The following is a 20,218-nucleotide window of genomic DNA, read 5'->3' on the forward strand; positions in this document are numbered from 1 at the left end:
TAGGATCAGAACATGAAGCTTGAACTGCGCGGCATCACCAAGAGATTCGGCGCGCTGACAGCCAACGACCACATCGATCTCACCGTCGAGGCCGGTGAGATCCACTGTCTCCTCGGCGAGAACGGCGCCGGCAAGTCGACCCTGATGAACGTGCTCTACGGCCTCTACCAGGCCGACGAGGGCGACATCCTGCTGGACGACGCCGTGCAGCACTTCGCCGGACCCGGTGACGCGATGGCCGCAGGCATCGGCATGGTGCATCAGCACTTCATGCTGATCCCGGTCTTCACCGTCGCCGAGAACGTCATGCTCGGTCACGAGCAGACCACCTTCGGCGGACGGCTCGACCTGAACGCGGCGCGCGCCCGCGTGCGCGAGATCTCCGATCGCTTCGGCTTCGACGTCGACCCCGATGCGATCGTCGAGGACCTTCCGGTCGGCGTGCAGCAGCGCGTCGAGATCATCAAGGCGCTCGCGCGCGAAGCGCGCGTGCTGGTGTTCGACGAGCCGACGGCGGTGCTCACCCCGCAGGAGACCGACGAGCTGATGGCGACGATGCGTCAGCTCAAGGCCCAGGGCACCTCGATCGTCTTCATCACGCACAAACTGCGCGAGGTGCGCGAGGTCGCCGACCGCATCACCGTCATCCGCCTCGGCAAGGTCGTCGGCGAGGCGTCGCCGACCGCGTCTAACGAAGAGCTCGCCTCGCTCATGGTCGGCCGCGCCGTCGAACTCACCGTGCACAAGGGCGCACCGGCCGTACGCGACAACGGTCTCACCGTGACCGACCTCACCGTCACCGACCCGGCCGGCACCGTCGTCGTGGACGGCGCGTCCTTCGAGGTGCGCGGCGGCGAGGTGCTCGCGATCGCCGGCGTGCAGGGCAACGGTCAGACCGAGCTCACCGAGGCGATCATCGGCCTGCAGGACAACGTCAGCGGCAGCATCCGTCTCGACGGTCAGGAGCTGGTCGGCCGCTCGGTGCGGCAGATCCTGGATGCCGGTGTCGGCTTCGTCCCCGAGGACCGCAGCGTCGACGGACTGGTGAAGGAGTTCTCGATCGCCGAGAACCTCATGCTCGATCGCTCCCACGGGTCGCCGTTCGTGAAGGCCGGCACCGTGCAGCGCTCGCTGCTGCACGACTTCGCGCACGATCGCATCGCCGAGTTCGACATCCGCACCCAGGGCCCGCAGCAGGCGGCGGGAAGGCTGTCTGGCGGAAACCAGCAGAAGGTCGTGCTCGCGCGTGAGCTGAGCCGAGACCTCGCGCTGTTCCTGGCAGCCCAGCCGACCCGCGGCGTCGACGTCGGGTCGATCGAGTTCATCCACAAGCGGGTCATCGAGACGCGCGATGCGGGCGTGCCGGTGATCGTCATCTCCACCGAGCTCGACGAGGTCGCAGCCCTCGCCGATCGCATCCTGGTGATGTACCGCGGTCGCATCATGGGCATCGTGCCCGGCAGCACGTCGCGCGAGAAGCTCGGTCTGATGATGGCAGGCATGTCCGAGACAGAGGCCGCGACGACGGCGAGCCCGATCCCCGCCACGAACGGAGAGACGAAGTGAGCGACACCCAGGCACCGGCGCCGCAGCGGTCAGCACCGCTCGCCGAGCCCGAGACGAAGATCGCCCCGTCGCGCTGGCAGACCACCCTGCAGGCGATCGTCACCGGCAACGGCATCATCTCGCTGCTGGCCGTGCTGCTCGCGGTGATCGTCGGCTCGATCATGATCGCCGCCACGAACGAGGAGGTGCAGGCCGCGTCGGGATACTTCTTCGCGCAGCCCGGCGACACCTTCGCCGCGATCTGGGAGGCCGTGACCGGCGCGTACGCGGCGCTGTTCCGCGGCGCGATCTACAACTTCAACGCCGACACGTTCGAGAAGGGCATCCGTCCGCTCACCGAGACGCTGAAGTTCGCGACCCCGCTGATCGCGGCCGGTCTCGGTGTGGGACTCGCGTTCCGCGCCGGCCTGTTCAACATCGGCGGTCAGGGTCAGATGCTGCTCGCCGCGGCCGCCGCCGGGTACGTCGCCACCGCGATGGACCTGCCGATGGGACTGCACCTGTTCGTCGCGATCGTCGCCGGTCTGGTCGCCGCCGCTCTCTGGGCGGGTATCGCGGGCCTGCTGAAGGCACGCACCGGAGCGCACGAGGTGATCACCACGATCATGCTCAACCACATCGCGTTCTACCTGCTCGCCTGGATGCTGGCGACGCAGGGTCTTCTCCAGGCGCCGGGATCGAGCAACCCGAAGACCGCGCCGATGGCCGAGACAGCGTTGCTGCCGCAGCTGCTCGGGCCCTCGTACAAGCTGCACGCCGGCTTCCTGCTCGCGCTGGTCGCCGTCGCGTTCACCTGGTGGCTGCTCGAGCGCTCCGCGCTCGGCTTCCGCTTCCGCGCCGTGGGTGAGAACCCGTCCGCCGCGCGGGTCGCCGGCATCGACGTGGGCCGGATGTACTTCGTCGTGATGCTCATCGCCGGCGCGCTCGTCGGCATCGCCGGTGTGAGCCAGGTGCTGGGCACCGAGGTGCGCGGCTTCAGCGGCGGCATCGACGCGGGCATCGGCTTCGACGCGATCACGGTGGCGCTGCTCGGGCGCTCGTCGCCGATCGGCATCCTGTTCGCCGGTCTGCTGTTCGGCGCGTTCAAGACCGGCGGTTTCACGATGCAGTCCTCGCAGGGCATCCCGGTCGAGATCATCCTCGTCGTGCAGTCGCTGATCGTGCTCTTCATCGCCGCGCCCCCGCTGGTGCGCGCGATCTTCGGGCTGCCGCAGCCCGGCCGGCCTTCGCGCCGCGCCAAGAAGGCGGCACGCGCCCGCCGCGCCGAATCGGCTGAAGGAAAGAAGGTGTCGGCATGAGCCTCACCACCCCCGTGAACGATGCGCCGCAGGGCGACATCGACCAGCCGCGCGTCGTCGCCGTCGTGTCGTGGAAGGCGCCGATCATCTTCGGCATCTTCACCGTGCTCTTCGCCCTGCTGCCGCTGCTGGTGCCACGCGAGGGCATGACGACCTTCCGGCTCGCCGAGCAGAACGCCGCGATCGCCGTGCCCGACGTGCTGCTGCCGGCGACGCCCACGGCGTGGATCGCGGTGGTGCTGCTGGCGCTGTGCACCGGCTACGCGGCGATGACCGTGATGGCGCACCGTCGCTTGCCGCTCTGGCTCATCGTCGTGTACGTCGCCGTGCTGCTGATCGGATTCCTCGCCTGGGCCGGCGCCGGCGCGACGCTGCCGATGATCGGCCTGCTGGCCGGTGCGCTCGCCCTGGCCACCCCGCTGATCTTCGGTGCCCTCGGCGGCGTGATCGGAGAGCGGGCGGGTGTGGTGAACATCGCGATCGAAGCGCAGATGCTCGCCGGCGCTTTCACCGCGGCCGTCGCCGGGTCGCTCGCCGGCACCCCGTGGGCCGGCCTCATCGCGGCCATGCTCGCCGGCGTGCTCGTCGCGCTCGTGCTCGGCGTGTTCACGATCACCTACTACGTCGACCAGGTCATCGTCGGTGTGGTGCTGAACGTGCTCGTGATCGGCATCACGACCTTCCTGTTCCGCCAGGTGCTCGCCCCGAACACCGAGACCATGAACAGCCCCGACACCTTCTCGGTCGTTCCCATCCCGCTGCTCAGCGAGATCCCGCTGATCGGACCGATCCTGTTCCAGCAGTCCTTCATCGTGTACCTGATGTATGCGGTCGTCGCGCTGGTCTGGTTCGGGCTGTACCGCACCCGCTGGGGCCTGCGCCTGCGCGCCGTGGGCGAGCACCCGCAGGCGGCCGACACGGTCGGCATCAAGGTGGCCGCGACCCGCTACCGCGCCGTGCTGCTCGGCGGTGCCGTCGCCGGCCTCGGCGGCGCCTTCTACACGCTGGTGTCGGTGCCGCGGTTCAACCAGGAGATGACGGCGGGCGCGGGCTTCATCGCCCTCGCCGCGGTGATCTTCGGAAAGTGGGATCCGATTCGCGCGACGCTCGCCGCGCTGCTGTTCGGCTTCGCCACCAACCTGCAGGGCGTGCTCAGCGTCATCGGCTCGCCGGTGCCCAGCCAGTTCATGCTCATGCTTCCGTACATCGTGACGATCTTCGCCGTGGCCGGCCTCGTCGGGCGCTCCCGCCCGCCGGCCGCCGACGGCGAGCCGTACATCAAGTCTTAGGAGAACACGTGACCGACATCGATTGGGACGAGCTGAGACAGGTCGCCACCGAGGCGATGCAGAAAGCCTACGCACCGTACTCGCGGTACAGGGTGGGGGCGGCCGCCCTCGTCGACGACGGACGCATCGTCGCGGGATGCAACGTCGAGAACGCGTCGTACGGCGTCGGCCTGTGCGCGGAGTGCGCGCTCGTCGGCGACCTGCACATGTCCGGCGGCGGTCGGCTGGTCGCCTTCGTGTGCGTGAACAACGACGGGCAGACGATCATGCCGTGCGGCCGCTGCCGTCAGCTGCTCTTCGAGCACTCCAGCCCGGAGATGCTGCTCGAGACGGTCTCGGGCATCCGCACCATCGACGAGGTGCTGCCCGACGCCTTCGGCCCGCGCGACTTGGAGGATGCCCGATGACCCTTCGGCAGGCTCAGGGACCCACTGGCGGCGCCGGCGAAGCGTTCGACGCGATCGACGTCATCCGCGCCAAGCGCGACGGCGGCTCGGTGACCGAGAATGCGCTGCGCTGGATGGTCGACGCGTACACCCGCGGCTACGTCTCCGACGCGCAGATGGCGTCGTTCGCGATGGCGATCTTCCAGCGCGGCATGCAGCGCGACGAGATCCGGGTGCTGACCGACGCGATGATCGCGTCGGGGGAGCGGATGAGCTTCGCCAGCCTCGGCAAGCGCACGGTCGACAAGCACTCGACCGGTGGCGTGGGCGACAAGATCACTCTGCCGCTGGCTCCGCTCGTGGCCGTGTTCGGTGTCGCCGTTCCGCAGCTCAGCGGCCGCGGCCTCGGCCACACCGGCGGCACGCTCGACAAGCTCGAATCCATCCCGGGGTGGCGGGCAGCGCTCAGCAACGACGAGATGTTCGCGCAGATGCAGAGCGATGTCGGAGCCGTGATCTGCGCCGCCGGCTCGGGTCTCGCGCCCGCCGACAAGAAGCTCTACGCCCTGCGCGATGTCACCGGCACGGTCGAGGCGATCCCGCTGATCGCCTCGAGCATCATGTCGAAGAAGATCGCCGAGGGCACCGACGCTCTGGTGCTCGACGTGAAGTTCGGCAACGGCGCCTTCATGCAGGACATCGATCGTGCGCGTGAGCTGGCCCGCACGATGGTCGAGCTCGGCACCGACTCGGGCGTGGCGACTACGGCGCTGCTGACCGACATGAACGTTCCGCTCGGGCTCGCGATCGGCAACGCGAACGAGGTGCGCGAGTCGGTCGAGATCCTCGCCGGCGGCGGCCCTGCCGACGTGCGCGAGCTGACCCTCGCCCTGGCCCGCGAGATGCTCTCGCTGGCCGGGCAGCCGGATGCCGATGTCGCTGCCGCCCTCGACGACGGCCGCGCGATGGACAGCTGGAAGGCGATGATCCGCGCCCAGGACGGTGATCCGGATGCCCCGCTGCCGACCGCGCGCGAGACGCACGTCGTCACCGCCGATCGCGACGGCGTCGTCACCCGGATGGACGCGCTGCCGTTCGGCATCGCGGCGTGGCGCCTCGGCGCCGGCCGCGCGCGCGCCGAGGACCCGGTGATCTTCGCCGCCGGCATCGATCTCGCCGTCAAGCCCGGCGAGAAGGTCACCGCGGGGCAGCCGCTGTTCACGCTGTCGGCCGAGGACGAGGGGCGCTTCGCCCGCGCCCTCGACGCCCTGGACGGCGCGTACGAGATCGGCGACCCGGCGGCGGCCCCAGCCGCACAGCCCATCGTGCGCGAGCGCATCACCGCCTGAGAACCGGAGGACCACCATGAAGATCGACGAGCTGCGCGCCCTGCCCAAGATCTCGCTGCACGACCACCTCGACGGCGGCGTACGCCCCGCGACGATCCTCGAGCTCGCCGATGCAAGCGGCATCCAGGCTCCGGCGCAGGACCCGAAGGGGCTGAGCCGCTGGATCGCGCAGCAGAGTGATGCCGGCTCCCTGGTGGAGTACCTGAAGACGTTCGACCTGGTGACCTCGGTCATGCAGTCCGAACGGGCGCTCACGCGCATCGCCCGTGAGTTCGTCGCCGACCTGGCGGCTGACGGCGTCGTCTACGGCGAGGTGCGCTGGGCGCCCGAGCAGCACCTCGCGGGCGGGCTCAGCCTCGACGACGCGGTGCGCGCCGTGCAGCGAGGCATCGAGGAGGGCGAGGACGAGGCGGATGCCGCCGGCCACAGCATCCGGGTCGGGCAGATCGTCTCGGCCATGCGTCAGGGCTCGCGTGTGCGGGAGATCGCCGAACTCGCGGTGCGCCATCGCGAGAACGGCGTCGTCGGCTTCGACATCGCCGGGCCGGAGGACGGCTTCCCCGCGTCGGAGCACCGCGCCGCCTTCGACTACCTCGCCGCGGAGTTCCTGCCCGTCACGGTGCACGCCGGAGAGGCTGCGGGACCTGCATCCATCCGCTCCGCTCTGATCGACGGACGCGCGCTGCGTCTCGGACACGGCGTGCGCATCGCCGAGGACCTGCAGATCATCGAACGCGAAGGCGACGAGGTGCAGGTGCAGTTCGGTGACCTGGCACGGTGGGTGCGCGACCGCGAGATCCCGCTCGAGCTCTCGCCGTCGTCGAACCTGCAGACGGGCGCGATCGCGCAGTGGGGAGACGAGCTCGCCGATCACCCGTTCGACCTGCTGTACCAGCTCGGCTTCTCGGTCACCGTGAACGTCGACAACCGCACCATGAGCGGCACGTCGCTGACGCGCGAGCTCTCGCTGCTGGTCGACGCCTTCGGGTACGACCTCGACGACCTCGAGGCGTTCCAGTTCAACGCGGCGTCCGCCGCGTTCCTGCCGGTCGAAGAGCGCGAGGAGCTCGTCGAGATGATCGCCGAGGGCTTCGAGCGCTGAAGCCCCCGGCGAACCACCGTCACCCTCGGTGACGCGCCGGCACCCTGACGCTCAGGCGGCTTCGGGGTTCTGCGCCCACAGGTCGGGGCCGAACACCTCGTAATGGATGCGGTCGGCCGGCACGCCGCGCCCGATCAGGGTGCGGCGCATGGCCTGCATGAACGGCAGCGGTCCGCACATGAACACCGACGTGTGCTCGGGCAGGTCGACCTCGCTGAGGTCCATGAATCCCTCGCGCGCCGGGTGCAGGGTCGGCGCGCCGACGGCATCCTGCTCGTACCAGTTCTGCGCCCTGGCATCCGGCATCGCCAGCACCTGGCGGCGCAGCGACGAGTACAGCGCATGCGTGTCGTGTGCGCGATCGGCGTGGAACAGCCGCACGGTGCGCGCAGGCTGGCGGCGGGAGAGGTCTTCCATGATGGCGGCGACCGGCGTGATGCCGATGCCCGCCGAGACGAGCACGAGAGGGTGATCCTCGTCGTCGAGCACGACGTCGCCGGCGGGCTGCGAGACGTCGAGCATGGTGCCGGGCTGCGCGTGCTGCCACAGCCACGTCGAGACCTGCCCGTCGGGCGCCCCGCCCACTCCGTGCACTCGCTTGATGGTCACCCGGATGGAGTCGCCGCGCGGGCCGGACGAGATCGTGTACTGACGCGGCTGCCGGCTGCCGTCGGGCAGATCAACGGCGATGGCCACGTACTGCCCGGTGCGGTGCGAGGGGATGAGCCCGTCGACCGGTGCGAGCAGCAGGGAGAAGATGTCGTCCGACTCCTCGAAGCGCTCCACTACCCGGTAGTCGCGCCACGGGTTCTCGGGGTCGGTGCCCGATTCGGCGTAGAGGCGCGCCTCTTCGGCGATCAGCGCGGTGGCGAACAGCCAGTACACCTCGTCCCACGCCGACCGCACCGCGGGGGTGACCGCGTCGCCGAGCACGGTGCCCACGGCGTCGAGCAGATGACGGCCGACGATGGTGTATTCGCCGGCGCGGATCCCCAGCGAGACGTGCTTGTGGGCGATCCGGCGCATCACCGGAGTGAAGTCGGGGGCGTGCGGATCGATCAGCTGCACGGCGAAGGCGACCACCGAGGCGGCGAGCGCCTTCGGCTGCTCGCCGATCGCCTGGTTGGCGCGGTTGAACACCCGCAGCAGTTCGGGGTGCGCGGCGAACATGGCGGGGTAGAACACCTTCGTGATCTGCTCGGCGTGCTCGGCGACGACGCCGGCGGTGGCCGCGACGACTGCTTCGGACTCGGGCGAGAGCTTCATGACGTTCCTTTCGTGGGTCTGCGTCCCCTCGAGTCTGCGTGCGGGTGCGGCGGGAGGGAGGGGGTTTTCACCGGTTCTATTCGGTGCGCCGCGGCCCCAGCCGGCGTAGCGTGAAGGGGTGCCACGCCGGGTCGACGATTACCGCGGTCTGACGCAGCCGAGTCGGCTGCAGCTGCTGCGCGCCGTGCAGAGCCATCCCGGCATGCGCGTGACGGAACTCGCCGAACGATGCGGGATGCCGCTCAACACGGCGCGGGACCACCTGCGGGTGCTGGTGCAGGAGGGCCTCGTGCGCGAGGAGCGACTGCACGTGGGCAGCAGGGGCCGACCGCCGATCGCGTACCACCCGGTGCGCGAGGCGGATTCGAATCCCGCGGCGCGGCGTCGGGTCGACGGTGCCCGGCGGCGCGGTGCGCTGCTGCGTGCGGTGATGCCGCCGCCCGCGGATGCCGCCCTGAGGGGCGACACCGAGGCTGAAACGCAGCTGGACGTGCTGTACGAGCACCTCGATGATGCCGGCCTCAGTCCCGTCCTCGACGAGTCGGCACTGCGCTTCGAGATGATGCCGTGCCGCTACCGGGGGATGATCGCGCAGGATCAGGCGACGGTCTGCGGCGCCCACGCGCGCCTGGTGCGCGATACGCTCGCCCAGGTCGACGGTCCGCTCGAGGTCGAGCGACTCGAGCCGTTCGTCACCGCCGACACCTGTGCGCTCCTGCTGCGCCGCGGGGAGCACCGCGGGCGAACCGCATCCGATCCGGTCAGCGCACCTCTGCCGCCAGAGTCCCGATCAGCTCGGTGAGCCGGGCACGCACGGCCTGGTCGGAGACCGTGGGTTCACCGTCGCCGGCCTGCGGGCCGTAGGCGCCGAACGACGCGTGCGAGGCGCCGTCGATCTCGACGAGCCGCGCGTCGGCCGGAAGCAGATCCCGGGCATCCGCGACCTTCTGCGGTGTCGACAGGCCGTCCTCGCTTCCCGACACGCTCAGCACGGGCATCCGGGAGTCCGACAGGTCGCTCGCGCAGTACGAGGCGAACAGCACCAGGGCATCGGCGTCCGGTGCCAGCTGGCAGGCGCGCACACCGCCCAGGGAGTGCCCGCCCACCATCCACGAATCCACGTCGGGCGCCGCGGAGGTGAACGCGTCGACCCCACGCGGATCGAAGAACGCGAGGTTCAGCCAGGGGCGGGTGATGACGACCGTGATGCCGTCTTCGGCGGCGAGATCCTGCAGCGTCGCGATGTAGCCCTCCGGCTGCACCTTCGCCCCCGGAATGAACACGAGGCCGACGTCCGAGTCGCCGTCGGCGGGGGAGAGCACGATGCCCTCGGGCGCAGACTCGATCGTGAACGCGGGGTTCGCCTCCGCCTGCGCGAGCGGATCGGGCTCGGCGGCCATCACCCCGACCTGGGTCCAGATCAGGGTGCCCGCGACGAGCAGCACGACCACGGCCGCCAGCGACCACAGGACTCGGACGAGGATGCGCCTGCGGCGCGTGACGGGCATGATCCGAGACTAGCCGCCGGTGCGCTCGATGCCGGCGGCCCGCCTGGCGAACACATCCCGGACCGCGGGAAGCAGCGGATGCGACGCCTCGAGCCCGGTCACGTCCGCTGCCAGGACCGCGGGGTCGTCGGTGCGCAGCCGACGCTGCAGCTGCACCGACTGCTCGTCTGCCGGGTCGTCGAACTCCAGCGCCGCAGCGACCGCCACGAGCAGCGCGTCGGTGCTGAGCCCGGCCTCGGCGGCCTCGGCAGCGGGGCCGATGAAGCGCTCATGCCGCGACAGCTTGCGCAGCGGCTGGCGCCCCACCCGCCACACCGTGTCCGGCAGAGCCGGGTTCGCGAAGCGGCGCAGGATCGTCGCCCGGTACTCGGCCAGGTCGCGCGGGTCGAGACCGTGCTTGGCCGACAGCATCGCCGAGGTCTCCTCGAGCGCCGCCGCCACCTTCGCGGCGATGTCCGGGTCGGCCAGAGCGTCGGAGATGCGCTCGATGCCCGCCTGCGCTCCCAGGTAGGCCGTCGCAGCATGACCGGTGTTCACCGTGAACAGCTTGCGCTCGATGTACGGGGCGAGGTCGTCGACGAAGTGCGCGCCGGGGATGTGCGGCGGGTTCTCGCCGAACGGGCCGCGCTCGATCGCCCACTCGTAGAACGGCTCCACGGTGACGTCCACCCCGCCGCCGGCAGGCTGCCCAGGAACGATCCGGTCGACGGCGGTGTTGGCGAACACCGCGCGACCGGCGAGCACCTCCCACTCCGCACCCGCCCGCTCGACGATCTCGTCGCGGAGCAGATCGGTGGCGCCGATCGCGTTCTCGCACGCCATCACCTGCAGCGGCGCTGCGGCGGGACTCCGCCGCCGCAGCGCCTCCAGGATCGGCGTCGCGACGAACTTCAGGATGCTCGGGCCGACCGCGGTGGTCACCACAGCGGCGTCGGCGATCTCCGCCACCAGGCCCTCGGGATCGGCGGCGCTGTCGATCGCCCGGAAACCGGTCACGACAGTGTCGGCACCTCCCTCGCCCACTTCGTGCACCGTGTAGCTGTCGACGGCGTTGATCGCGTCGACGAGCGGTGCGGCGACGTCGGAGAACACCAGGTCGTAGCAGCCCTGATGCAGCAGCAGACCGACGAACCCGCGGCCGATGTTGCCGGCGCCGAAGTGGACGGCCTTCATGCCTCGTTCACCGCCGCGAGCAGCGCGTACAGTTCGTCGGGATCGGCTGCCGCGTTGAGTCGGGCCACGTCGTCCTCCTCCGAGAACAGGATCGCGATCTGAGACAGGATGTCGAGATGCTCGCCGTCCTTCCCGGCGATGCCGATCACGAAGGTGGCGCGTTCGCCGTCCCAGTCGACGCCCCCGTCGTAGCGCACGACGCTGAGCGCCGAGCCGAGCACGGCGTCCTTCGCATGGTTCGTGCCGTGCGGGATCGCCAGGCCGTTGCCCATGAACGTCGACACCGCCTTCTCGCGCTCGTGCATCGCCTGCAGATAGTCGGCGGTGACGGCGCCGGCGGCGACGAGCACGTCGGCCGCCTCCTTCATGGCCTCGTCGCGGGTGGCCCCTCCGGGATGGATGCGCACGCGGTCGGGTGTGAGAACGCTCATTCTTCCTCCTGGTTGCGGACCATCTCGACGACCTCGTCGTACTTCGGCGAGTTCATGAAGTTGTCGACCGAAACGTGGATCGAATCCGGCGACTTCGCCCGTGCACGGTCCGTCAGCTGCTGCTGGGTGATGATCAGGTCGGCGGTGCCGTCGAGATTCGCGATCGCCGCATTGGTGACAGTGATGCCCTCGAGGCCCGCCTTCTTGATCTTGTTGCGCAGCACGCTCGCGCCCATCGCCGACGAGCCCATGCCGGCGTCGCAGGCGAACACGATCGACTGGATCGGCTTCGTGCTGACGATGCCGCCGTCGGCGAGTCCGGCCGTCTCCGCCTGGGTCTCGTGTTTGTCGGCCAGCTCTTCGGTCTGGGCGACGGTGACGCTGTCGCTGCTGACGCGCAGGGTATCCATGGCGGCCGACTTCTTGCCCTTGTTGGCCTCGGTCTGCGCGATCGCCGCGCCGAAGGCGTCCGCCTCGGCGAGCAGGTCGCGTTTGCGGGAGGCCCGCAGGATCACCCCGGTGATCAGGAACGTCACGGTCGCGGCGATGATCACCGACAGGTAGACGACCATCAGGTTGCCGACGCCCGAACCGATGGCGGCAGCGGTCACGGCGATGATGCTGCCGGGTGCGGCGGGGAAGCCCAGTCCTCCGCCGAGGATCATGTTGGTCGTGACGCCCGCGGCTCCGCCGGCGATCAGGGCGAGGATCGTCATCGGCTTGCTCAGCGCGTACGGGAAGTAGATCTCGTGGATGCCGCCGAAGAACTGGATGATGATCGCTCCGGGGGCTGAGGCTTTCGCCGCGCCGATGCCGAAGAAGGTGAAGCCCAGCAGCAGGCCGAGTCCGGGGCCGGGGTTGGCCTCGATGAGGAACAGGATCGACTTGCCCACTTCGCTGGCCTGTTCGATGCCAAGCGGTGTGAACACTCCGTGGTTGATGGCGTTGTTCAGGAACAGCACCTTCGCCGGCTCGACGATGATCGACACGACGGGCAGCAGCTGCATCGACACCAGCCAGCCGACGGCGCCGCCCAACACGGCGCTGATGCCGAGCATGATCGGACCGAAGGCGAAGAACCCGACGATCGCGAGGATCATGCCGAGGATGCCGGCCGAGAAGTTGTTCACCAGCATCTCGAAGCCGGGCTTGATCTTGCCGTCCCACAGCTTGTCCATCTGCTTGGTGACCCAGCCGGCGATCGGGCCCATGATCATCGCGCCGAGGAACATCGGGATGTCGGTGCCGACGATGACGCCCATGGTGGCGATCGTGGCGACGACGCCGCCGCGCTCGCCGTAGACGATGCGACCGCCGGTGTTGGCGATCAGCAGCGGCAGCAGGTAGGTGATCATCGGGCCGACGAGACCGACGTATGCGGCGAAGTTGCCGGCATCGCCCTCGCTGAGAGCCGTCATGGCACCGCGCCATCCGATGGCATCGGCCCCACCACCACCGCCGATGATCTCGGCGACGGGGAACCAGTGCCAGCCGAACGGGCTCTTGGCGCCGAAGAATCCGGCGGGGATGAAGAGCATCGTGATGAAGCCCCAGGCGATGAACGCCGCGATGTTCGGCATGATCATGCCGGACAGGAACGTGCCGAAGCGCTGCACGGCGACGCGTGCTCCTCCGGTCTTTGTCGGTGACGTCGTCGTCATGATGTCCTCTCTCTGTTCTGATGCGGTGAGCGCATGCTGTGTCGTGTGCGGGTGTATCGTGCAGGGGTCGCGTGTCAGGTCCGGACGGCCGCGGCGCGCGCGGCCTCGCGGGCCCCGGCGGCATCGTCCGCGGTGAGCGCGGCCGCGGCGATGCGTCTGGCATCGGCGAGTGCGTGCTGTGCAAGAGATCCGCGCACATCGGCGAGCGCCGCGGGCGCCATCGACAGGCTCGACGCGCCGAGGCCGACGAGCACGACGGCCAGCAGCGGGTCGGCCGCAGCCTCGCCGCAGATGCCGACGGGCTTGCCCGTGCGCGCGCCGGCGTCGCCGACCTCGCGCACGAGACGCAGCACCGCCGGATGCCAGGGGTCCTGGAACGACGCGACCGAGCCGAGCAGGCGGTCGGCGGCCATCGTGTACTGGGTGAGGTCGTTCGTGCCGATCGAGGCGAAGTCGGCGTGCGCGAGCACGCGGTCGGCGAGCAGTGCGCTGGCGGGCACCTCGACCATGACCCCCGCGGTCTTCAGCCCGAACTCCCGCGCCAGCGCGGTGAAGTACCGGGTCTCCTCGACGGTGGTCACCATCGGCGCCATCACCCACAGGTCGGCCGCGGTCGCGGCATCCGCCTCGGCGAGCGCGGTGAGCTGCTCGCGCAGGATGTCTTCGCTCGCGCGCAGCGCGCGCAGGCCGCGCAGGCCCAGAGCGGGGTTCTCCTCGTGCGCGTCGTTCAAGAACGCGAGTGGCTTGTCGGCGCCGGCATCCAGCATCCGCACCACCACCTTCTTCCCCTCGAACGCCTGCAGCAGCTCGATGTACGCGGCACGCTGCTGTTCGATGGTGGGAGCCTGCAAGGCCGACAGGAACAGGAACTCGGTGCGGAACAGTCCCACACCCTCGGCGCCGCGTGCCACGGCGTCGGCCGCGTCGGCGGGCCGGCCGAGGTTGGCGAGCAGGCTGATCGGGGTCCCGTCGGCCAGCATGCCCGGCGACGCAGGGGCGGCGTCCTCCGCGGCGCGCGCGGCGAGGCGCTCGTCGACGGCGGCGAGCTCAGCCGCTCCCGGCGCGTCGTCGATCGTGCCGGCGGCGGCGTCGACGATCACCGTCTGCCCGTCGCCGAGTGCTGTGGCGCCGCTCGCTCCGACGACCGCGACGATGCCCTTCTCGCGGGCGAGGATCGCGGTGTGCGAGGTGGGGCCGCCGTCACTGGTCACGAGGGCGAGCACCCGGTCGAGCTCGAGCAGCGCGGTGTCGGCGGGCGCGAGGTCTCGGGCGACGAGCACGAACGGATGCCCGGGATCGGGCACACCGGGAGCCGTGACCCCCTGCAGACGGGCGAGCACACGCTGCGCGATGTCGTCGAGATCGGCGGCCCGTTCGCCGAGGTAGCCGCCGACCGCCTCGAGGGTCGCACGGAACCCGGCGAATGCGTCGTGCACCGCCCACTCGGCGGTGCTGCCTTCGTCGAGGCGGGCGTCGACCTCCTCTTCGAGGCTCGGATCCTCCGCGATCATCGCCTGGGCCTCGAGCACATCCCGGGCGGCTCCGCCCGCGGCATCCGCCCGCTGCTGCAGTTCTGCGGCGACGTGAGCCACGGCCTCGCGGGCACGAGCGCGCTCTTCGTCGATCCCCCGCGCGCTGCTCTGCTTCTCAGGTGCCGGCAGCGCCTCGGCCATGCGCACGACGGGACCGGCCGCGACGCCCTGTCCGATGCCCACCCCGCGCAGCAGGCTCATGACGCCCCATCGTGATCGGTGGTGAGCAGCTCGGTGAGGTGGTCGAGAACCGCCTCGGCGTTCTCGCCTTCGGCGGTGAGCACCACGTGGTCGCCGAAGTCGATGCCGAGCGCGATGACCGAGAGGATGCTCGCGGCGTTGACGGCCTTTCCGGAGTCCTTCGCGACGGTTACCGGGATGCCCGCCTCTTTGGCGGCCTGAGCGAACAGCTTGGCGGGGCGGGCGTGCAGGCCGTGGGAGGAGCCGATGCGGACGGTGCGCGAGGAGACGGTCATGGGTGTTCCTTCCGGTCGTGCGGCGCGGTCATCGCGTCGCGGACGAGACGCAGCGTGCGGCTGCCGTCGAAATCGGTGAATGCGTCGGGTGGCAGGGCGATCACGCGGCACCGGCCGGCGAGAGCGGTGCGGATGCGTTCCGTGTGCTCGGCGAGGTGCGGGCCGACCAGTACGAGGTCGACGCCTGCGGCCGTGAGCGCCGTGCGTTCGGTGCCGGCCTCAGCCGTCCAGGGAAGGCCCGCGCCGTCGGCGGCACGGGCGAGCCGCTGGGCGACGAACGTGCTCGACGCTCCGGCGCCGCACACCACGAGAATCCGCATCGATCCGCCTTTCCTCGTTCAGTGTGGCTCGCCCGGTCAGGGCCTCTCCAGCAGGCTTCCTTCCGCCCCGGCGGAACATCGGCTTCCGCGCCCGTCGTGCGAGGGGCTGGCATCATGGAGCGCACGGGGTGATCGATGAGGAAGGCGGAGCGATGTCGCGTCAGCGCCAGAATCAGCTCCTCGGCATCCTCCTGAGACAGGACGGGTGGGCGACGGCGGCGAGCCTCGCCGATCAGCTCGGGGTCACGCCCCGCAGCATCCGCTCCTACGTCGCGGCGTTGAACGCGCGCTCCGCCGACGCCGTGGAATCAGGGCCGGCCGGGTACCGCGCCGCGACCCGGGCGATCGACCTGGTCGGCGAGGCCGATCCCGGCACGCCGCGTGCGCGACTGCACCGTCTGATCCGCACCCTGATCGACGAGGTCGACGGCGTGGACGTCTATGACACCGCCCTCGCGCTGCACATCAGCGAGACCACGCTCGAGAGCGACCTCGGCCGCGTGCGTGCCCTGCTCGAGGGCGGCGGCGTGCGCCTGGAGCGCGACCGGGACCGGGTGCGGCTGCGTGGCGATGAGCAGGCGCTGCGCCGGCTGCTGAGCAGGCTCGCGCAGGATGAGATGGATGCAGGCCCGCTGCGACCGGATGCGCTGCAGCGAGCGCTCGAACCCGAGGCGGTGCCCGCGCGGGCGGTCGGGCCGTTCAAGACAGCGCTCGTGCGCGAGCTGGGCGCACTCGGGTACTACGTGAACGAGCTGGCGATCAGTGACGTGCTGCTGCACATCACCATCGCCGCCGAGCGGGTGGCAGGCGGGCGTGCGCTGACGTCGCGCGTCGAGCCGATCGACGACGCCGTCGCGATGGTGGGCAGTGCGATCGCCCGCCTCGCCGAGAGGCATTTCGGCGTGGTGCTGGGCCAGGGTGATCGAGAGCACCTCGCCAATCTCGTGCTCACCCGTGTCGTCACCCCCGGAGAGCACGCGCAGCCGCGCGCGCGCCGCGCCGCCGATGCCGAGGTGGAGCGGGCGGTGCGCGCCGAGATCGAGCAGGCCGCGCACGACTACCAGGTGGATCTCGTCGACGATGCGTTCATCGTGCGCCTCAGCCTGCACGTGCAGAACCTGCTGCACCGCTCGCAGGAGCAGGCGTGGACCCGCAACCCGCTCACCCGGTCGCTGAAGTCGTCGTATCCGATGATCTTCGAGGTCGCGGTGTCGATAGCCAGCGGGCTGCACGAGCGGCTCGGGGTGCCGCTGCAGGAGGATGAGATCGCATACATCGCGATGCACGTCGGAGGGCGGCTGGAGCGCAGCAGGGCGGCGGATGCCATCCTCACCGCCACGATCATCTGCCCGGGCTACCAGGAGCTGCAGGAGCTGCTGCGGTCGAGCGTCGACCGCTCGCTCGGCCGGCTCATCGAGGTCACCAGCGTCGACACCAGCGTCGACCCGGAGTGGGCCGCACTCGACACAGACCTGGTGCTGAGCACGGTGCCGGTCTCGGGCTCGGATGAGCGCATCGTGCGTATCCAGCCGTTCCTCAGCGAGGCCGACATCGAGCGGGTGCAGCAGGCGGCCGCGCGCATCCGGCGCACGCGCCGACTCGGCCGGCTACGAGACGAGCTGCGCCGGTACTTCTCTCCCGAGGCGTTCCTCGTGCCGCTGCCCGACGCGGGAGAGGAGCGGATCATCCGCCATCTGGGCGGGCTGCTCACCGCATCCGGGCTCATCGGCGAGGACTACGTCGAGAACACGATCCTGCGCGAACGCATGTCGTCGACCGCGTTCACGGACGCGCTGGCGGTGCCGCACGCCCTGCAGATGACCGCCCGCCGCACGGCGATCGCGATCGGCATCGCCGACGGGTCGGTGGCGTGGGGCGGCGGACGCGTCCAGGTCGTGGCGCTCGCCGCGTTCAGCGAGAGCGACCGCGATGCCTTCCAGACGGTGTTCGAGCAGCTCGTGGAGGTGTTCAGCGAGCGCGACAGCGTTCAGCGGATCGTGCGGCGGGCGACGAGCTTCGACGCGTTCCTCGACGAGCTGGTCGCGGTCATCGACGGCTGAGCGGGGCGAGCACCTCGGCGATCGCGTCCAGCAGGGCCGCGGCACCCGGAGCGTCGGCGACCTCGACGGTCACCGAATGCCCCGACTCGATCGCCAGGTCCATGACCGCCAGCACGCTGGAGAGGTCGGCGCTGTCGCCGGCATCCGTCGTCACCCGCACCGGCGACCCGTGCGCCTGTGCCAGCCGCACCAGCTCGGCGACCGGCCGGGCGTGCACGCCGTTGTGCACGTCGACCGTCATGCGTCGTCGCAGCAGGGTCACTGCCGCTCCGCGAGCATGTCCCGCACGGCGGCGTCGAGCTCGGTCACCGCCCCGGCAGCCGCGGCGGGGGAGTCGCCGCGCGCGTCGATGTACACCTTCAGCTTCGGCTCGGTGCCGCTCGGGCGCACGATCACGCGCGAGCCGTCGTCGAGGCGGTAGCGCAGCACGTCGCCGGCGGGCACACCCACGTCGCCGGCGGCCAGATCCTCCGCCGATGCGATCGTGCGGGTGCCGAACGCCGCGGGCGGCTGGGCACGCAGAGACGCCATCGTCGCGCCGATCAGCGCCAGGTCGTCGACGCGCACCGACACCTGGCCGCTCGCGAAGTGACCGATCTCCGCGCCGAGCTCGTCGAGCAGACCGGCGATGGTCGTCTCGCGCACCCGCGCCTCGGCGGCGAGTCCGAGCAGCGCGACGGCAGCGGAGATGCCGTCCTTGTCGCGCACGGTGTCGGGGTTCACCAGGTAGCCCAGCGCCTCTTCGAAGCCGAACACCATGCCGGGCGCGCGGGAGATCCACTTGAAGCCGGTGAGCGTCTCGTGGAAGTCGAGTCCGTAGCGTTCGGCGACCGCACCCAGTCCCGGGGACGAGACCAGCGAGCAGGCGAGCGACGCCCCGGGTGTGCCCTGCGCGGCTCGTGCCGCGCGCCAGCCGAGCAGCAGACCGACCTCGTTCCCGGTCAGGCGGCGCCAGCCGCCGTCGGCCGCGGGATCCGGGATGGCGACGGCGAGGCGGTCGGCGTCGGGGTCGTTCGCGATGATGAACTCGGCATCGGCCTCCCGGGCTCGGGCGACCGCGAGATCCATCGCGCCAGGCTCCTCGGGATTGGGGAACGAGACGGTGCGGAACGTCGGGTCGGGGTCGCGCTGCGCGTCGACGATCCGGGGCGCCGGGTAGCCGGCCGCCTTGACGACGCGCGAGAAGGTCTCCCAGCCCACGCCGTGCATGGCGGTGTACACCCAGCGCATCTCCTGCACGCCGAAGGGCGCCGGTGCCACCGCCGCGGTCGCCGCGATGTACGCGTCGACGACGTCCTCCCCGGCGATCTGGTAGGAATCCGAGCGCGGCAGCAGTCCCACATCGCCCGCATCGGCGACGCGCTGGATGTGCGCGGCGATCTGCGCATCCTCCGGAGCGACGATCTGCGAACCGCCGTCGCCGCCGCCGAGGTACACCTTGTACCCGTTGTCGTTCGGCGGGTTGTGGCTGGCCGTGACCATGATCCCGGCATCCGCCTGCAGATGACGCACGGCGAACGCGAGCACCGGTGTCGGCAGCAGCCGTGGCAGCAGGATCGCGCGCAGGTCCGCACCGGCGAGGATCTCGGCGGAGTCCAGCGCGAAACGCCGGGAGTTGCGCCTCCCGTCGTAGCCGATGACCACCGTCGGGCGGGTCGTGCTCCGCTGCAGCAGGTAGCCCGCGAAGCCGGCGGCCGCCTGGGTCACCAGCACCCGGTTCATGCGATTGCTGCCCGCACCCAGCTCGCCGCGCAGGCCCGCGGTGCCGAAGGCCAGACGTCGGCCGAAGCGGTCCTCGAGGTCGGCGAGAGCCGCGGCCTCACCGCCGGCGGCGCGGGTGATGATTCCCGCGAGCTCGTCACGGGTCTCGGCATCCGGGTCCTGTCGCAGCCAGGCGCGCGCCTGGGACAGCCGCTCGCTCACAGCGCCTCGATCACTCGGGCCAGCAGCGCCGAGATCACCGGCTCGGCCTCACGGCCGGCCTCGATGACCTCCTCGTGGCTGAGCGGGGTCTTCTGGATGCCGGCGGCGAGGTTCGTGATGAGCGAGAGGCCGAGGATCTCCATTCCCGCCTCCCGGGCCGCGATCGCCTCGAGGGCGGTGGACATGCCGACGATGTGCCCGCCGATCGCCTTTGCCATCTGCACCTCTGCGGGCGTCTCGTAGTGCGGGCCGCGGAACTGGGTGTACACGCCCTCGTCGAGAGTGGGGTCGACGGTGCGGGCGATGTCGCGCAGACGCGTCGAGTACAGGTCGGTGAGGTCGACGAAGGTCGCACCCTCGAGCGGGGAGTCGGCGGTGAGGTTGATGTGATCGCTGATGAGCACCGGCTGGCCGGGCTGCCACGTCTCGCGGATGCCGCCGGCGCCGTTGGTGAGCACCATGATCGCAGCCCCCGTGGCGGCTGCGGTGCGCACCGAGTGCACGACCCGGCGCACGCCGTGGTCTTCGTAGTAGTGGGTGCGGGCGCCGATCACCAGCACGTTCCTGCCGCCGGGTGTGCGGATGCTGCGCAGCGTGCCCACATGCCCTTCCAGCGCGGGCTTCGAGAAGCCCGTCACCTCGGTGGCGGGGACGGTGGCGACGGTCTCGCCGATCAGCTCGGCGGCCTTGCCCCAGCCGGAGCCGAGGGTTAGGGCGATGTCGTGGTGGTCGACCCCTGTCAGGCGAGCGATGTCGGCGGCCGCGTCGGCGGCGACGGCGAACGGATCGGCCGTCGGGTCGTCCAGAGGGTTCACGGAGTTGTCACGCATGCCTCCACTCTAGGAAGGTGGCGGGGCCGCGGCCAGGATTGCGGAAGA

At 70.6% G+C, this 20,218-nt stretch carries 19 protein-coding genes; 8 read left to right on the plus strand and 11 right to left on the minus strand.

Annotation, left to right across the window (positions count from 1 at the left end):
• Positions 1-12 precede the first annotated feature (12 nt).
• The 6 genes from ACWIDW_RS11565 to ACWIDW_RS11590 are packed head-to-tail and all read left to right on the plus strand — an operon-like array spanning position 13 to position 6,990.
• Positions 13-1,566: an ABC transporter ATP-binding protein gene (locus tag ACWIDW_RS11565; protein WP_454125440.1), complete on the plus strand. Its 1,554-nt coding sequence runs from the start codon at positions 13-15 to the stop codon at positions 1,564-1,566.
• Positions 1,563-2,864 (plus strand): ABC transporter permease, encoded by a 1,302-nt coding sequence (locus ACWIDW_RS11570; protein WP_454125441.1) that lies wholly within the window; start codon positions 1,563-1,565, stop codon positions 2,862-2,864. Before ACWIDW_RS11565 ends, ACWIDW_RS11570 begins: the two co-directional genes overlap by 4 nt.
• Complete coding sequence (locus ACWIDW_RS11575; RefSeq protein WP_454125443.1) at positions 2,861-4,153, plus strand: ABC transporter permease; 1,293 nt, start codon at positions 2,861-2,863, stop codon at positions 4,151-4,153. Before ACWIDW_RS11570 ends, ACWIDW_RS11575 begins: the two co-directional genes overlap by 4 nt.
• Before the next feature lie 8 nt (positions 4,154-4,161).
• Positions 4,162-4,560 carry a cytidine deaminase gene (locus tag ACWIDW_RS11580; RefSeq protein ID WP_271637192.1) on the plus strand — a complete coding sequence of 133 codons (399 nt, stop codon included), beginning with the start codon at positions 4,162-4,164 and terminating at the stop codon, positions 4,558-4,560.
• Complete coding sequence (locus tag ACWIDW_RS11585) at positions 4,557-5,888, plus strand: thymidine phosphorylase (RefSeq protein ID WP_454125444.1); 1,332 nt, start codon at positions 4,557-4,559, stop codon at positions 5,886-5,888. The genes ACWIDW_RS11580 and ACWIDW_RS11585 overlap by 4 nt, the downstream gene beginning before the upstream one ends.
• Positions 5,889-5,904: 16 nt before the next feature.
• Positions 5,905-6,990 (plus strand): adenosine deaminase, encoded by a 1,086-nt coding sequence (locus ACWIDW_RS11590; RefSeq protein WP_454125446.1) that lies wholly within the window; start codon positions 5,905-5,907, stop codon positions 6,988-6,990.
• A 51-nt stretch (positions 6,991-7,041) separates the two neighbouring features.
• On the opposite strand, the gene ACWIDW_RS11595 is transcribed toward ACWIDW_RS11590, so the two are convergent.
• A complete protein-coding gene (locus tag ACWIDW_RS11595; protein ID WP_454125447.1) occupies positions 7,042-8,256 on the minus strand; it encodes a globin domain-containing protein in 1,215 nt (404 codons plus the stop codon).
• A 118-nt stretch (positions 8,257-8,374) separates the two neighbouring features.
• Between ACWIDW_RS11595 and ACWIDW_RS11600 the strand changes: the two genes are divergently transcribed.
• Positions 8,375-9,058, plus strand: a complete 684-nt coding sequence (locus ACWIDW_RS11600) for a helix-turn-helix domain-containing protein (RefSeq protein WP_454125448.1) — start codon at positions 8,375-8,377, stop codon at positions 9,056-9,058.
• Here ACWIDW_RS11600 and ACWIDW_RS11605 read toward each other — a convergent pair.
• The 7 genes from ACWIDW_RS11605 to ACWIDW_RS11635 form a co-directional block, all read right to left on the minus strand.
• Positions 9,018-9,764 carry an alpha/beta hydrolase gene (locus ACWIDW_RS11605; protein ID WP_454125450.1) on the minus strand — a complete coding sequence of 249 codons (747 nt, stop codon included), beginning with the start codon at positions 9,762-9,764 and terminating at the stop codon, positions 9,018-9,020. The two genes, ACWIDW_RS11600 and ACWIDW_RS11605, sit on opposite strands and share 41 nt — an antisense overlap.
• Before the next feature lie 9 nt (positions 9,765-9,773).
• Positions 9,774-10,937 (minus strand): mannitol-1-phosphate 5-dehydrogenase, encoded by a 1,164-nt coding sequence (locus ACWIDW_RS11610; RefSeq protein ID WP_454125452.1) that lies wholly within the window; start codon positions 10,935-10,937, stop codon positions 9,774-9,776.
• Positions 10,934-11,368, minus strand: coding sequence for a PTS sugar transporter subunit IIA (locus ACWIDW_RS11615; protein ID WP_454125454.1), 435 nt, complete (start codon positions 11,366-11,368; stop codon positions 10,934-10,936). Before ACWIDW_RS11615 ends, ACWIDW_RS11610 begins: the two co-directional genes overlap by 4 nt.
• Complete coding sequence (locus ACWIDW_RS11620) at positions 11,365-13,029, minus strand: PTS mannitol transporter subunit IICB (protein ID WP_454125455.1); 1,665 nt, start codon at positions 13,027-13,029, stop codon at positions 11,365-11,367. Before ACWIDW_RS11620 ends, ACWIDW_RS11615 begins: the two co-directional genes overlap by 4 nt.
• Positions 13,030-13,103: 74 nt before the next feature.
• Positions 13,104-14,762: a phosphoenolpyruvate--protein phosphotransferase gene (ptsP, locus tag ACWIDW_RS11625; protein WP_454125457.1), complete on the minus strand. Its 1,659-nt coding sequence runs from the start codon at positions 14,760-14,762 to the stop codon at positions 13,104-13,106.
• Positions 14,759-15,037, minus strand: coding sequence for an HPr family phosphocarrier protein (locus ACWIDW_RS11630; protein WP_454125459.1), 279 nt, complete (start codon positions 15,035-15,037; stop codon positions 14,759-14,761). Before ACWIDW_RS11630 ends, ptsP begins: the two co-directional genes overlap by 4 nt.
• The gene (locus tag ACWIDW_RS11635; protein ID WP_454125460.1) at positions 15,034-15,357 is read right to left on the minus strand and encodes a PTS sugar transporter subunit IIB; all 324 of its coding nucleotides are present in this window, start codon (positions 15,355-15,357) and stop codon (positions 15,034-15,036) included. Before ACWIDW_RS11635 ends, ACWIDW_RS11630 begins: the two co-directional genes overlap by 4 nt.
• A 152-nt stretch (positions 15,358-15,509) precedes the next feature.
• On the opposite strand from ACWIDW_RS11635, the gene ACWIDW_RS11640 reads away from it, so the two are divergent.
• The gene (locus tag ACWIDW_RS11640; RefSeq protein ID WP_454125462.1) at positions 15,510-17,417 is read left to right on the plus strand and encodes a BglG family transcription antiterminator; all 1,908 of its coding nucleotides are present in this window, start codon (positions 15,510-15,512) and stop codon (positions 17,415-17,417) included.
• On the opposite strand, the gene ACWIDW_RS11645 is transcribed toward ACWIDW_RS11640, so the two are convergent.
• Genes ACWIDW_RS11645 through ACWIDW_RS11655 form a run of 3 tightly spaced genes read right to left on the minus strand, consistent with a single transcriptional unit; the run spans position 17,404 to position 20,170 of the window.
• Positions 17,404-17,679 carry an HPr family phosphocarrier protein gene (locus tag ACWIDW_RS11645; protein WP_454125464.1) on the minus strand — a complete coding sequence of 92 codons (276 nt, stop codon included), beginning with the start codon at positions 17,677-17,679 and terminating at the stop codon, positions 17,404-17,406. The two genes, ACWIDW_RS11640 and ACWIDW_RS11645, sit on opposite strands and share 14 nt — an antisense overlap.
• Positions 17,676-19,340, minus strand: a complete 1,665-nt coding sequence (locus ACWIDW_RS11650; protein WP_454125465.1) for a phospho-sugar mutase — start codon at positions 19,338-19,340, stop codon at positions 17,676-17,678. The genes ACWIDW_RS11645 and ACWIDW_RS11650 overlap by 4 nt, the downstream gene beginning before the upstream one ends.
• The gene (locus ACWIDW_RS11655; RefSeq protein WP_454125466.1) at positions 19,337-20,170 is read right to left on the minus strand and encodes a purine-nucleoside phosphorylase; all 834 of its coding nucleotides are present in this window, start codon (positions 20,168-20,170) and stop codon (positions 19,337-19,339) included. The genes ACWIDW_RS11650 and ACWIDW_RS11655 overlap by 4 nt, the downstream gene beginning before the upstream one ends.
• Positions 20,171-20,218: the final 48 nt, after the last annotated feature.

The organism is Microbacterium sp. NPDC055312 (assembly GCF_053645675.1).

Excerpts from the sequence above, each read along its gene's own strand:
- ACWIDW_RS11565 (WP_454125440.1), top strand. The coding sequence starts at position 13 with ATGAAGCTTGAACTGCGCGGCATCACCAAGAGATTCGGCGCGCTGACA.
- ACWIDW_RS11575 (WP_454125443.1), top strand. The coding sequence starts at position 2,861 with ATGAGCCTCACCACCCCCGTGAACGATGCGCCGCAGGGCGACATCGAC.
- ACWIDW_RS11585 (WP_454125444.1), top strand. The coding sequence starts at position 4,557 with ATGACCCTTCGGCAGGCTCAGGGACCCACTGGCGGCGCCGGCGAAGCG.
- ACWIDW_RS11590 (WP_454125446.1), top strand. The coding sequence starts at position 5,905 with ATGAAGATCGACGAGCTGCGCGCCCTGCCCAAGATCTCGCTGCACGAC.
- ACWIDW_RS11595 (WP_454125447.1), bottom strand. The coding sequence starts at position 8,256 with ATGAAGCTCTCGCCCGAGTCCGAAGCAGTCGTCGCGGCCACCGCCGGC.
- ACWIDW_RS11605 (WP_454125450.1), bottom strand. The coding sequence starts at position 9,764 with ATGCCCGTCACGCGCCGCAGGCGCATCCTCGTCCGAGTCCTGTGGTCG.
- ACWIDW_RS11610 (WP_454125452.1), bottom strand. The coding sequence starts at position 10,937 with ATGAAGGCCGTCCACTTCGGCGCCGGCAACATCGGCCGCGGGTTCGTC.
- ACWIDW_RS11615 (WP_454125454.1), bottom strand. The coding sequence starts at position 11,368 with ATGAGCGTTCTCACACCCGACCGCGTGCGCATCCATCCCGGAGGGGCC.
- ACWIDW_RS11620 (WP_454125455.1), bottom strand. The coding sequence starts at position 13,029 with ATGACGACGACGTCACCGACAAAGACCGGAGGAGCACGCGTCGCCGTG.
- ptsP (WP_454125457.1), bottom strand. The coding sequence starts at position 14,762 with ATGAGCCTGCTGCGCGGGGTGGGCATCGGACAGGGCGTCGCGGCCGGT.
- ACWIDW_RS11630 (WP_454125459.1), bottom strand. The coding sequence starts at position 15,037 with ATGACCGTCTCCTCGCGCACCGTCCGCATCGGCTCCTCCCACGGCCTG.
- ACWIDW_RS11635 (WP_454125460.1), bottom strand. The coding sequence starts at position 15,357 with ATGCGGATTCTCGTGGTGTGCGGCGCCGGAGCGTCGAGCACGTTCGTC.
- ACWIDW_RS11640 (WP_454125462.1), top strand. The coding sequence starts at position 15,510 with ATGTCGCGTCAGCGCCAGAATCAGCTCCTCGGCATCCTCCTGAGACAG.
- ACWIDW_RS11655 (WP_454125466.1), bottom strand. The coding sequence starts at position 20,170 with ATGCGTGACAACTCCGTGAACCCTCTGGACGACCCGACGGCCGATCCG.